General features: G+C 38.4%; 11 protein-coding genes and 1 tRNA gene. 11 read left to right on the forward strand and 1 reads right to left on the reverse strand.

Annotated elements, in window-relative coordinates; translation table 11 throughout:
• Nucleotides 1-52: 52 nt before the first annotated feature.
• Nucleotides 53-1,165, forward strand: a complete 1,113-nt coding sequence (lptF, locus tag LY624_RS03615) for an LPS export ABC transporter permease LptF (protein WP_130150780.1) — start codon at nt 53-55, stop codon at nt 1,163-1,165.
• On the forward strand, nt 1,162-2,229 hold the full coding sequence (gene lptG / locus LY624_RS03620; RefSeq protein ID WP_062570145.1) for an LPS export ABC transporter permease LptG: 1,068 nt from the start codon (nt 1,162-1,164) through the stop codon (nt 2,227-2,229). Before lptF ends, lptG begins: the two co-directional genes overlap by 4 nt.
• Before the next feature lie 57 nt (nt 2,230-2,286).
• Here the strand turns inward: lptG and LY624_RS03625 are convergent, their stop codons facing one another.
• Nucleotides 2,287-2,787 carry an RDD family protein gene (locus LY624_RS03625; RefSeq protein ID WP_341803887.1) on the reverse strand — a complete coding sequence of 167 codons (501 nt, stop codon included), beginning with the start codon at nt 2,785-2,787 and terminating at the stop codon, nt 2,287-2,289.
• A 138-nt stretch (nt 2,788-2,925) separates the two neighbouring features.
• Between LY624_RS03625 and LY624_RS03630 the strand changes: the two genes are divergently transcribed.
• From LY624_RS03630 to LY624_RS03670, 9 genes are all read left to right on the forward strand, one after another.
• Entirely contained in the window at nt 2,926-4,584 is a 1,659-nt protein-coding gene (locus tag LY624_RS03630; RefSeq protein WP_130150782.1) for an acyl-CoA dehydrogenase family protein, read from the forward strand.
• Between the two features lie 169 nt (nt 4,585-4,753).
• Nucleotides 4,754-4,838: transfer RNA gene (locus tag LY624_RS03635), tRNA-Leu, on the forward strand.
• Nucleotides 4,839-5,207: 369 nt separating this feature from the next.
• Entirely contained in the window at nt 5,208-5,369 is a 162-nt protein-coding gene (locus LY624_RS03640; protein ID WP_165381478.1) for a hypothetical protein, read from the forward strand.
• Between the two features lie 651 nt (nt 5,370-6,020).
• Nucleotides 6,021-7,190, forward strand: coding sequence for a hypothetical protein (locus LY624_RS03645; RefSeq protein WP_130150783.1), 1,170 nt, complete (start codon nt 6,021-6,023; stop codon nt 7,188-7,190).
• Nucleotides 7,190-7,411, forward strand: coding sequence for a hypothetical protein (locus tag LY624_RS03650; protein ID WP_130150784.1), 222 nt, complete (start codon nt 7,190-7,192; stop codon nt 7,409-7,411). The genes LY624_RS03645 and LY624_RS03650 overlap by 1 nt, the downstream gene beginning before the upstream one ends.
• 213 nt (nt 7,412-7,624) lie before the next feature.
• Nucleotides 7,625-9,202 (forward strand): AAA family ATPase, encoded by a 1,578-nt coding sequence (locus tag LY624_RS03655; RefSeq protein ID WP_205989545.1) that lies wholly within the window; start codon nt 7,625-7,627, stop codon nt 9,200-9,202.
• Nucleotides 9,203-9,476: 274 nt separating this feature from the next.
• On the forward strand, nt 9,477-9,947 hold the full coding sequence (gene tenpIN, locus LY624_RS03660) for a type III toxin-antitoxin system TenpIN family toxin (protein ID WP_130150785.1): 471 nt from the start codon (nt 9,477-9,479) through the stop codon (nt 9,945-9,947).
• A gap of 154 nt (nt 9,948-10,101) precedes the next feature.
• On the forward strand, nt 10,102-10,392 hold the full coding sequence (locus LY624_RS03665; protein WP_130150786.1) for a DUF7668 domain-containing protein: 291 nt from the start codon (nt 10,102-10,104) through the stop codon (nt 10,390-10,392).
• 592 nt (nt 10,393-10,984) lie between these two features.
• Nucleotides 10,985-13,156, forward strand: coding sequence for a putative bifunctional diguanylate cyclase/phosphodiesterase (locus LY624_RS03670; RefSeq protein ID WP_130150787.1), 2,172 nt, complete (start codon nt 10,985-10,987; stop codon nt 13,154-13,156).
• Nucleotides 13,157-13,166: the final 10 nt, after the last annotated feature.

The raw sequence follows: 13,166 nt of genomic DNA on the forward strand, positions 1-13,166 counted from the left end.
CTCAAAATTTCTTACTATTCCAGTGAAACACGATGTTTAACAGGGGCGAGCATTGCTAATTTTTCGTTATTTGACCACTGAAGTCTTAAAGTCGCAGGTCGCCGTATTTCTAACTTTGATGACCATTTTTGTGTCACAAAAGTTTGTTGTTATTTTAGGGGATGCCTCCGAAGGGGGACTTCCTGCAAAACTTGTACTATCCATGATCGCGCTAAAGCTCCCTCAGCTTGCCTCGCTTATTCTACCTCTAAGTATTTTCTTGGGGATTATATTAGCCTATAGCCGCATTTATGCTGACAGTGAAATGACCGTGCTTAAGGCATGTGGAGTGAGTGAGTGGTATGTGGTACGTGTAACACTTATTTCAAGCGTGGTTCTTGCCATACTAGCGGGTGTATTAACCTTATATGTTGCTCCGTGGGCAAGCGAACAAGAATACCAGTTAAAAGAGCAGGCAAAAGCGGATGCCGGTTTATCAGCACTAAGGGCGGGACGTTTTCAACAAACCGGTAACGAAAAAGCAGTCGTGTTTATTCATAATATTGAAAACAGTGGAAAAGAGTTACATAAAGTGTTTGTTGCCCAGCTACCTGAACGTGAAAAAGGTGATTTAGCACGTTTAGTTTATGCAGAGCGTGGTGTTGTTATTGAACAAGAAAATGGCGAGCAACAACTCGTTCTTAACGATGGTAAGCGCTACGAAACAGATGGCGAGTCAGCTGCTTTAAACCTAACAGAGTTTGATGGTTACAGTGTGCAAATTCAAGATCAAGAAATTGAGCACCAACGCCGTAAGCTAGAAGCGGTTCCTACTTTTGATTTATTTAAAATGAAAACTTCTGAGGCAATCGCGCAATGGCAATGGCGTATTGCTATACCGCTTTCAATACCTTTACTTACTTTGCTAGCTGTGCCTTTAAGTGTTGTTAATCCACGCCAAGGTAAATTTGCTAAACTAGTGCCTGCGATAAGCTTATATTTGGGTTACTTTATTTTATTAAATGCGGCTAAGTTTGCAGTTGAAGATGGCAAAATCCCTCCTTCAATAGGTCTTTGGTGGATTCATTTATCAGCATTATTTATAGGTGGATTATTGATTATTAAGGGTCGCCCACTAGGCGCTTGGTTAAAGGCTGTTGTGACTAAGCGGGAGTTAAGCGCATGATGAAAACACTCGATTGGTACTTGGGCCGCAGCATTATTCAAACAACAGGTTTTGCATTAATGGTGCTGGTTGGTATCAGTACGTTAATAAAGTTTATTGAGCAGCTTAAATCGGTTGGTCGTGGTAGTTACGATATTGCGACTGCACTTATCTACACCTTGTATAGCATGCCGGGTGATTTAGTTATATTTTTTCCAATGGCTGCGCTCATTGGTGGTTTAACAGGACTGGGTGCACTGGCATCAAATAGTGAGTTAGTTGTTATGCAGGCTGCGGGAATGTCGCGCTTGCAAATTATTGCCTCTGTAATGAAAACCGCTATGTTCATGGCTATTTGTATGATGGCCTTAGGTGAGTGGGGTGCGCCAGAAGCGCAGTTAAAAGCCAAAGAGATACGTAACCATGCTATTTACGGTGGTGATGTGTTTAGTGCTCAGCAAGGTGTATGGGCAAAAGATGGTAGCAATTTTATTAATATAGAAGACGTTGATCAGCAAGGTATTTTACGTGGTGTTCATATGTATCACTTCGATAAATCTTTGCAATTAACGCAAATCACTAAAGCTGAAGAAGCAGTTAACCGTCAAGATGGTTGGCTACTTCGCGATGTAAATAAAGTGAAGATCACACCAGAAAAAATCACCACAGAACAGCAAGATGAAGAGTTTTACGACTCACAGCTGACGGCCGAAAAGTTGGGGGTCGTATCTGTAAAACCAGAGTCACTTTCATTTACAGGGCTCTGGTCTTATTTAAGTTATTTACAACAAAATGAGCAAGACACAAGTACATATGAGCTTGCATTGTGGCGTAAGTTTATGCAGCCGATATCTATCGCAGTAATGTTATTAGTGGCTTTATCGTTTATTTTTGGCCCGCTACGCACAGTAACTATGGGCGCACGCATCATCATGGGTGTTATAACGGGGATCACTTTTCACCTAACAAACGAAATTTTTGGCCCTGTTGTCATGGTTTATCAAATACCTGCCGTAATAGGAGCCGTGTTGCCAAGTATCTTGTTTATTGGTTTTGCAACCTATTTATTGAACAAACGAGTGTAACACTCAGCACAAAAAAAGCGTGGTTTTGAAGCCACGCTTTTTGTGCTTGTATGCAGCTTAATCTAATGAGCGATAAATGCGCTTGTTTTCTTCTTTTGTAAGCGTGATCACTTCTGTTTTAGCTACATAATCTTGCAGTGCCCGCTTATTTTTAAAATCAATTAATACCACTAAATTACCCAACCCCAGTAGTGCGCTAATTGCTCTAAGAGCGCCCTGAGGCCAGCTTATTAGATTACCATCGAGTGTTTGTACTTTTAAACGCCATGCGCGCATACCAATCGTTTGACCACTTTTAGCCCAAAAATAGCTAAAGAAAGCGACGCTCACTAACACCAATAAAGCGCTGCGAATCCCATAAAGAAGCGGTGAGTTTTGAATATAAGCTGAGACATCTTCTGCATCTCCAACAGTTAATATGTCTAGCGAAATTAAAGCTTGAATAGCAAGTAGATAAAGCACAGTTGTCAGCATCGCAAAAGCAATGACAACTAATGTATCGTAGATTAAAGAAGCAAAACGGCGCCAAAAACCGGCACGTGGAAACTCAGCTGACATAGACAATCTCATCCAATTAAATTGCGCAGTAGTTTAGCAAAGTACTCACAAAACAAGAAATACTTAGCGATTGTTTAGTAATTCGACAAACAGGTCTGACCTGCTATAGTTGAGAAAATAATAAAAAGAGCACACACAATGTCTATTTCAAAAAGTGAAACTCATCACGTTTTTAATCAGCCTCAACCATTAGAAAACTATAATGTTTATCAAGCCGATGATGTTTTGAAATATTGGCAAAAGCAATTTTCAGGTCAGTGGGGAACTGAGCATCTAACTGCATTTGGGGAGCAAGTGGGTGGTGTATTACTAAAAGCTGGATTCTTAGCAAACAAGCACTTACCTGAACTAACGACTCACAGTCGGTTTGGCGAACGCATAGATCAAGTTGACTATCACCCGAGTTACCACCAATTAATGCAGCATGCTATTGAGCAAGGGCATTGCGCTTTACCTTGGCAGCAAAAAAAGCCTGGCAGTCATGTAGTAAGAGCTGTAATGGCGGTGCTGCACAATCATGCAGATCCAGGCTCAGGTTGTCCCCTCACCATGACATTTGCCAGTGTGCCAGCGATTGCCTGCCAAGCCAATGTGGCACAAAAGTGGCTGCCAAAAATACTTTCAAAGCATTACGATGGCGGCAATAAACCTTGGTTTGAAAAACAAGGTGTTACTATTGGTATGGCAATGACCGAAAAACAAGGTGGTTCTGATGTGCGTGCAAATACTACAAAAGCTGCGCCATTAACGACTGCAGGAGCAGGTGAGCTTTATAGCTTAGAGGGGCATAAGTGGTTTTGCTCAGCGCCTATGAGTGACGCATTCTTAGTACTTGCAAATACGGATGAAAAACAACTCTCATGCTTTTTAGTACCTAGGTGGCTCGAAAATGGCGAAAAAAATGCCATGTATATTCAGCGCTTAAAAAATAAGTTAGGTAATCAATCGAACGCCAGTTCAGAAATAGAGTTCAGGGGTGCACATGGTTGGCTTTTAGGTGAACCAGGACGAGGTATTGCTACTATTATTCAAATGGTGGCACTCACTCGTTACGATTGTATGTTAGGCTCGAGCTCGTTAATGCTTCAAGCTGTAAAAGAAGCGATATGGCATACCGCAGGGCGAAGTGTATTTGGTAAAAATTTACACCAACAACCTCTCATGTTAAATGTACTGGCTGATTTAGCGATCGAGGCTGAAGCCGCTTTGGCAATCTCTATGCGTATAGCTCATGCCCTTGATAATCAAAATGATAACAGCGAAGTGTTATTGGTTCGAAGTGCCACCGCAATTGGCAAATACTGGATTTGCAAGCGTGCTATTCAACATACCTATGAGGCGATGGAGTGTATTGGTGGCGTGGGTTATGTGCAGGACAATGTCACTAGTCGTCTTTATAAAGAAGCACCGGTTAACTCTATTTGGGAAGGTTCAGGTAATGTACAGTGCTTAGACTTATTACGCGTTTTTAAGCGTGAACCTGAGTCGTTAAAAGCACTTATAAATGAACTTGAGAAAGCGCGAACACTTAACGAAGAGTTTGCGATTAAACTTGATGAATTAAAGCTTATGCTCAATGAAGCTAAACATCTGGAAATGCATGCTCGGCGTATAATGGAGCACCTAGCACAGCTTTGGCAAGCCGCAACCTTGCTACAGTTTGGCGAGCCAATTATCGCTGATGCGTTTGTTAAAAGCCGCTTAAAAGGAACAGGGTTTTCGCAGTATGGTTGCTTGAGCCATGAGATTGATTGTGAGGCTATCGTCCTGCGAATGATGCCAAAACATCAAAGTTAATAATTTGTATATTAATTGTTCGGTTGAAAGGGCGAGATGAATAAAACGCTTGCTGCCATACCCATTCTTTGTATAATGCTTGGCATAGAGACAAAGGCAGTAAATAAGTTTTTGCTCTAAAGTGGTTTTTCTTTATCTTCTCGTGTTTAGAAGGTGAAAGAAAAATGAAGCCAGTATGATGGAATTGGTAGACATGACGGATTCAAAATCCGTTGCCTTCGGGCGTGGCGGTTCAAGTCCGCCTACTGGTACCACTTTTGAACCCTAGCCAATTGGTTAGGGTTTTTTTATGCCTGAAAAAGTAGTGTGCGGACTTAAGCGCCACGCGAGGCGAGGCACTAAAGCAAGTAAAAGTCCGCCTACTGGTACCACTTTTATGACCGTCGATTTTAAAGGGGGTTTTCTTTTCTGTAATGTGGTTTTTCTTAGTCTCATCCATCTTTATAAAACTTACTCAAACTGTAACGATTTTTGTCACAGTTTGTTTCTGCTTTTTACGTGTCACAATGGCCATGAGTTGTTTTTGCTAAAGCTCACTTCTATTAGCTTGGATTCTTGTAAGTGATATTTCAGAGCCCCTCACAGAGCCTGTTTCGCTAATTGATATTAATAACAACTTGGCTTTGTCAGAGTCAATATCGAGTACAGATGAATGCCATGTAAACCACACAGGCCATAGTTTCATGTTATTGGATGAAGGTGGGATCATAACGTTTGATGACGACCACGGTGCGTCAGACTGGGGATTTGATGATGCAGGTATCAGTGATAATACAGATTTTTAGGTAGTGAAGGAAGGGGGGTGGTGGATACCATTTTAGGCAGGTGTAGCAACAATCATCTTATTCGCTGCGGTTTATTATCTGATCAAAGAAATTTTGAAAAGAAAATACACTTCGAATAAGAAATAGTTTGTACTAGATCTGACTGTTACCTATTTTTCAATCGGTGACTGTTAGTTTAGATTTGAGCAAAATTCTTCTCAGCAAATAAAAAAAGTTGGTAATCAAATTCTCGTTAGTTAGTGTCCTTACCAAAGCCCATATCAGTGGGCTTTTTTGTGTTCAAATCTGGTTACTGTTCCAATAAGGTCTGTTTTATATGTATTTACGACTTCGCCCAGTTTCTATCTTAAGTGCTCAATTCTAAAATAGGGATAACGTAAATTCTTTAAAGATATTTTATGAGAGGTAGCTGGGCATTAAAAGATTAAATTTACTTCTACATATTTGACTAAAAGTTTAATTTTTACAATAACATTATTAAGCGCCGTTTTTGCAATATAACAAGTTGAACACCTAGTTGTTTTAATAGTTTATTTACAAATGTAATTTTTGGTGGGATCATCATGATATGTAATACGCACTATTTTGATGTGTTATAAATCATCACAATGGTTTCAATAAGTTTCTATTTTTAAAGGAGTAAGCATATTAATGGAAGAGTATTATCCAATTTGGTTATCTATTATTCTGGGAATTCCATTGGGTTGTGGGATAAGTTTCGCTGTTTGCAGTTTAAAAGGTAAGGCAAAGCAAGCGTTTTTATTAGGGAGTGGGGGCTCAATTACAGGGGTACTTATTGTACAAGCAACTACGATGACTGAAGTGGAGGTTTCTTTAAGCTTCTTATCTCTTTCATTAACGGCATTAGTTACCGCAAGTTTATTGATATATTTTTATGTGTCTGACTTGAAAAAAAAGTGCCCAACCCTTCCTTTTAATATTTCATATCTTATTTCCTCAGACAGTAGATTAACGGAGATATATGAACAATACATCGAATCTGAGACACAAGGTATAGCTCGTAAAGATGAACTAGATATAAAAAGTAAAGAACTTAAAGAAAAAGAAGATGCTCTAAACCTTAAATCAAAAGAATTAGAAAAACAGCGAAAAGCTCAGGAAGAAATGGAGGAGAATATTAAGGAAAGAGTAAAAAATGGATACACACTTAGCCTACCTGACTCAAAAAATATTCCTTTGAGTGAATCTATGGTTCGCTCATTACCTCGATATTTTGAGCATATTCTTAGATTTTTAGATGAAGTAGGCTTACAATTTGAGCAACTTAATGCAAGATTTCCTTCTACGGATGACTTTCCAAAGGAAATTTTAATAAAATCTAGTCTTGAGGTTATAGCCCGTAGTATTCGAAGTCATCTGATTCAAGATTCATCGGCCAGAGTAACATTCAGGATTTTAGATGGTAATCACTTTAAAGCTTTTGCTGTCGATTCTAGAGGTGGCGCTGCTAAAAGTGTTTCTGACATTCCTAATGATAGTACAAACATGATCAAAGCTTCGGCAGGAGTCAAAAGAGGGTTGGTTAAAAGCATAAATCCTGAATATGACTATAATTCAAATGGGATTGGTTCTAAATGGGATGATTACCTGACTAGTACATTTGAACAATATGTCCTTGACGAACATCCACTTATTTCTATGAATATATCTATTCAAGGATCAAGCTCGGAATTATCAAACTTTTTAAAATTCATGTCGTATATAAAGTTTGAAATTTTAATTGAAGATTTGTTAGATATGGTTGATGACAACTATTCGTTGAAAAGTTTTTTATTATCTCTACAGAAGGAAGCCGCATAATGTCAAAAGTTTCTTTGGGTTCAGCATTAACAGCACCTAGCTTTTATGATTACATCGGAGACAAGGAAAAAGCTAAAAAAGCTGAAATATTAGTTGAGGAACATCTTGCAAACCACAGTAGTTCTGATGGGGATGAATATCTGTTTATTGAGGTAAGCCGAGCGGATAAAGCACTCTTAGAGGCGTATAAGAAATATAACAAGCAAATTAATAAAGGCTAAATATAGTTTGCTCTTGCCCCACCGTTGCTTATTTTAACTAACAGTTTTTAGAGTGTTATTTGAGCATTATCAGTATTTACTACTAATATTTTAATTGGAAAGTGGGTAATAGCATGAGATAAAAATGCGCAAGTCTCGCATAATTAGTGTTAAGCCTTCAATCAAGGTTCAGGGAACGATGAAAATATCAAAAGTAACCATCAAAAACTTTAGATCGAAAATGCAGTTTTTGACTTCAAAGATTTTAATGTTTTTGTAGGTCAAAATAATGCTGGCAAAACAAACCTTTTTGAAGCAATAGGATGGTTCTTTAAAGGATTACCAAAAGGAAAATCAATAAGAGATTTATACCCAAATAGAAATACCTCTAAAGAGATTTCAGTGGAAATTGAATTCGAAGGTGCTCTGCATGGCGCTGAGAATATGCGTAATGAAGCTAATAAAACGAAAATGTTAAACGTTCTAGATGGTAACGATACACTTACAGTAAAGAGAACAAGCACTGAACCTACCAAAAGGAAATTAACCATTGGTGGGTTGGAGTTAGCTAGAAACCCAGCAGGTTTTGATAAAGCATTCAACGATTTCTTACCTAAATTTGAGTATATTCATACAAAGCAATATTTTGATGAGGTTGCAAAATATTCATCTAAAACACCTGTTGGAATAATGCTCTCTTCAGTGTTAGAAGAAATCCTTCAAGATGATCCTCAGTATAGTGCTTTTAGAACTAAATTTGATGAGTTGTTTGATGATGAAAATTCGGCGGTAAAAGTTGAATTTGATAAGCTTGGTGATAGCGTCAAGACACACTTGGAGAAACAGTTTGCAGAGTGTACAAAGGTCTGTTTCGAGGTCACTAGTCCTGAGTTTGACGATTTATTGAAAAATTTCCAAACAAAGGTGGATGATGGTGTAGAAACTTATGCTTCGGAGAAAGGTGATGGTATGCAGAGAGCGTTAATGCTCGCAATAATCCAAGCTTATGCGGAGTATAGAAAAAACCGTGATGATGCAGGTAAATCATTTCTTTTCTTCATAGATGAGGCCGAACTACATTTGCATCCAACCGCACAAAGAAAGCTGAAGAATGTTTTATTGGAACTTTGCGAAGATCTCGATCAAGTATTTATAAACACACATTCTTCTGTATTTGTAGCAGATGAACATGCCGCACAAAAAATTTTTAAAGTCGAAAAAGAGGATAGTCATACCAATTTCAGGCCTGTGGACACTTTCGATAAACCATATGTGGTTTTTGAATTGTTAGGAGGAAGCCCTTCAGACTTACTATTACCTCGTAACTTCATAATTGTTGAGGGCCCCAGTGAAGTCGAATTGTTAACTAGAGTTATTCGTCGTTTTTATCCGGATAAGCCGTGTGTTCAAGTAATTTCTGCCGAAGGTGATACTCATCAAGCCAAACGTTCTATCAATGCAATTAAAAAGGCGTTTAAACCGCTAGAGAGCTCAATTTTCGAAGAAAAAATGGTGGTTTTGTGTGATGCACCCACAAATAAGGCGCAAGCTGGATTTGATGATTTTATTAAGACTTTCAAAACCTTTAAAGATAGAGGGCAAATAATTGTCTTAGAGCGAGGTTCACTTGAAGAGTGTTATCCAGACCATGAAGATTGGAAGCGCACAGAAGAACAAGTTTCTGAAATGAGCGGCAAACAAAAGACAAAACTATCAAAACGGGTAGGTGATCATATTACGAAAGAACAATTTGAGAATGAAATGCCAACATTGTTTAACACTCTCGAAACCGCGTGGGAATTAGCGTATTGAAAATTAACAAGTCGTTCCAGGTGATGCCTATAGCGCAATTAGAACAAACGTTAGCCTTAATTTGAAGATGTAATTTGCTTTGACATTTATTTCTAGTCGCTCCATAATTAGAATGTAGTCAGTGGCGGTAGGAGCACCCCACGTAAAAAACTGAAGCGTCCAAACAGAATGTTGTGGAGGTAGGAGCACCCCACGTAAAAAACTGAAGCATCCAAACAGAATTGACTACCGAAAGCCTCCGAAAGGAGGTTTTTTCGTTTAGGGAAGTATATTTGTGCAATTAAAAAAATTAGACAGCTCTTTTTATACTGAAAACTCACATTTAAAAGAAGCATTAGATAACCATAATGGGAATTGGGCTCAAGGCAAGATCCGAGGCTATGGAATCGTACTTATTACAATAAACAGCTTATCTTTTGCAATCCCGCTTAGGTCAAACATAAAGCATAAGTCCTCTTATATCACCGTAAAATCTAACCAAGCCAATATTGAAGGTAAAGGATTGGATTTCACTAAAGCTCTTGTAATAGCTGATCAAAAGTATATATCAAACTTACCTTTCAAAATATCATCCTCAGAACATCAAAAACTGGCGAATAAAGAGTATTACATTACCAAAAAATTTGAGAAATATGTCGAAAAATATATTAATGCAGTTAGCAAGCCTGATGAAAATATTTTAGGCAGTGTGGACTACCGTTTTTCTACTCTTTGTAACTATCATGCCGAGTTAGGTTTACTGTAAAGTCAACAAAGCTTCAACCAAGTACGAAAAACAGCATATTGTGCTCCTTTTCCATTAAGTTTAGCCTGCGATCTTACGCCGCGATTAGTAAAAATTTGCCAAAGTCTGGCTCTGACACTTAAGAGGAAATAAAAAATATAAATAAGGAAATTCAATGGTTACAAAGGATGAAGAAAAAGAGCTACCAATCCCCTTTGAGTGGCGACAAACATTATACACCGTTGTAGAGCGCCTCGTTAAAAATAACCATCACTCAATAGGTAAAATTCCATTAGTGTCAAAATTACCTGAGGCTACCTCAATCCAAATCAATTCTTACATTGAAGATTACGGTGAAAAGTTGATTAGCTTACCTGAATTCGCATGGGATTCATCTGTTTATGTTTGGCATAAAGCCCGTGATTGCAAGTGTTTATCTTCAAGTAAATTATATAAAAAACTGTGACGATTTTTTGCCATTGTGACAATGTTTTGTCAAAGCATTAAAAATTAAAATCTTAAATATCAATAATTTAAGTTTCACCTATGCTGTTACACAAATTCAAAATCCGTTGCCTTCGGGCGTGACACTAAAGCGAATAAAAGTTCGCCTACTGGTACCACTTTTATGACCTCAGCAGTTTTGCTGGGTTTTTTTATGCCTGAAAAAGTGGTGTGCGGTCTTAAGCGCCACGCGGGCGTGGCACTAAAGCAAGTAAAAGTCCGTCTACTGGTACCACTTTTGAACCCTAGCCAATTGGTTAGGTTTTTTATGCCTGCAAGGAACTACAGTGCAAGCCTATTTGTGACTTTCAGATAGCTTCAGAGCCTACCAGCTAATTCTTTCTCACGCTCGTTTTGTTCTATTTATAAACGAATAAATGTAAACGGTGCTTGGTATTTAAATAACCTTAAAATAAGTGTGCTTATTTGTATGGAAAGTAATCGTTTTAGACTAGGGTAGCATGGCGTTTTTACTCATCTTATAATACAATTTGCAGCCTGAAGTTTAAGTGAAGTCAATCACTTAGTGCACAAAATCGGTAGGGTGGCAAAGCGTGGGGACATACGACTTAAAGCGTATTGTTGAAAGTATATCTAATCTTAAAAGTGAAAACTTTTATAATGCAATATGCCTTTCACTGTCGGAAGTACTTGGTGCATCTCATGTTTTTTTAGCCCAAGTTGATGAATCGACAATGCATGCATCAACAATTGCACTGGCTGCGTATGACGAAATAGTGGATAACATTAGCTATGATATTCGCTGTACTCCATGTAATGATGTTAGGTGTGGCGGCATTTCAAGCTACAGCTCGGGTGTGCAAGCATTGTTTCCAGATGATCGCCTACTCGTAGATATGGGAATTGAAGCTTATGTTGGTGTGCCATTACAAAGTTTATCAGGTAAAACCGACACGATTTTAGTGGCTCTTTTTCAGCATGAGATAGGTGATGCGCTTCAGGTTGAATCCTTTTTTTCTTTATTCACAGGCTTAATTCAACGTGAAATAGATAAAGATCGCTTTATTGCTAAGCTAGATTTTGCAAATCAACTTATAGAACAAAGCCATGAAGCAATTTTTATTTGCAATAAAAATGTCGAGATCACTTACGTAAATACTGCCTTTACAAAAATGACAGGGTATACCCTTGATGAAGTACTTGGGCAAAACCCGAAAGTATTAAGCTCCAACCAACATGATCAGCATTTTTATCGCGCTATGTGGCATCAAATAGATAAAAAAGGTAAATGGTCAGGGGAAATAACAAACAAAACGAAACAGGGTACTCTTTACACTCAGTTTTTATCAATCACTCAAATGCAAACGAATGGTGAAATTTGTTATGTTGCGTTTATTCTCGATATTACCGAGAAGAAAGAAGCAGAACAAAAAATCTATTTTCATGCTAACCATGATCAGTTAACCGGCCTAACAAATCGCTTCTATTTCAAAGAGCGCATATCCGAGTTAGTTTCTTCGTTGTCTTATCAAGATGAAGAGAGTACTAATTTAGCGGTTATTTATTTTGATGTAGATAAGTTTCAAGATATTAATACGGTTTATGGCTTGAGCTTTGGTGATAAGGTGTTGTGCCAGCTAGCCGAGCGATTGGAAAGCAGCTTTAAAGAATGTGCTTTTTCACGTATTGATGGTGATAGTTTTGCCGTACTACAAACTTATCAGCAAGTAAGTGAGTTAGAGCTTGTATGCAAGCAGGTTTCAGCCTTGTTAGTGGAGCCTTTTTTAATCGGTGGGATTAGCCAACAAGTGTCGGTGACGCTGGGAGTGAGTACGTATCAGCAAGCAAAATCAATATCATCACAAGACAGAGTTGAAAAAATCGCTCGCCGGTTAGTGAGGCAGGCAGAGTTGGCCACGTTAAACGCCAAGCAAGTTGGTGCGCCGTTCTTGCACTTTTGCAAGGAAATGGATGATAAAGTAAAAAAGCACAACTTACTGGTTGAGCAATTAACCCAAGCTGTTAAAAATGATGAGTTAGACGTCCACTTTCAACCTATTATCGATGTTCAAAGTAACACGGTTGCAAAGTTTGAAAGTCTAGTTCGCTGGCGCAATCAAGGGCAGTGGGTATCACCCGCCGTGTTTATCCCATTAGCTGAAGAGTCTCGTGTGATCATTGAGTTGGGTGAGCTTGTTCTTCGAAAAACGTGCCAACAAATAAAATATCTAGAAGCACAAGGCTATAATCAATTTGTATTCAATGTAAATCGCTCGTTGTTTGAGTTTACTGAGTTTAATCCGCACCGCAACGCATGGCTTGAGATCATTACTGAACAGAACGTCAATCCGTCACAAATTTCTTTTGAATTAACTGAAAGCGTGCTTGCTCCAGAAAACACAAACCACCTTGAAGTATTAACTCAGCTTAAATCTGCTGGCTGTTTAATCTCTTTGGATGACTTTGGGACTGGTTACTCGTCGTTGAGTTATTTACGTCGTTTTCCTGTTGATGTGTTAAAGCTTGATAAATCATTCATTGACGAAATACATACTAACTCAGGTGATGAAGCATTGGTTAAGTCGATAATACAAATGAGCCAAGTACTTGGTATTAAAGTGGTTGCTGAAGGTGTTGAATTGCAACAACAGTTGGCAGTTTTGAAAGAGGCAGGGTGTGACTTTATTCAAGGTTATTATTTTTCAAAGCCTCTTCCAGGCGATGAAATACAAGCATTTTTAACACAATTAGCTAGAGAGCATTGATGATTCGCGG

Origin of the sequence: Pseudoalteromonas sp. N1230-9 (genome assembly GCF_032716425.1) — a bacterium.
Lineage (GTDB): Bacteria > Pseudomonadota > Gammaproteobacteria > Enterobacterales > Alteromonadaceae > Pseudoalteromonas.

Excerpts from the sequence above, each read along its gene's own strand:
- lptG (WP_062570145.1), top strand. The coding sequence starts at position 1,162 with ATGATGAAAACACTCGATTGGTACTTGGGCCGCAGCATTATTCAAACA.
- LY624_RS03625 (WP_341803887.1), bottom strand. The coding sequence starts at position 2,787 with ATGTCAGCTGAGTTTCCACGTGCCGGTTTTTGGCGCCGTTTTGCTTCT.
- LY624_RS03665 (WP_130150786.1), top strand. The coding sequence starts at position 10,102 with ATGGTTACAAAGGATGAAGAAAAAGAGCTACCAATCCCCTTTGAGTGG.
- LY624_RS03645 (WP_130150783.1), top strand. The coding sequence starts at position 6,021 with ATGGAAGAGTATTATCCAATTTGGTTATCTATTATTCTGGGAATTCCA.
- LY624_RS03630 (WP_130150782.1), top strand. The coding sequence starts at position 2,926 with ATGTCTATTTCAAAAAGTGAAACTCATCACGTTTTTAATCAGCCTCAA.
- LY624_RS03650 (WP_130150784.1), top strand. The coding sequence starts at position 7,190 with ATGTCAAAAGTTTCTTTGGGTTCAGCATTAACAGCACCTAGCTTTTAT.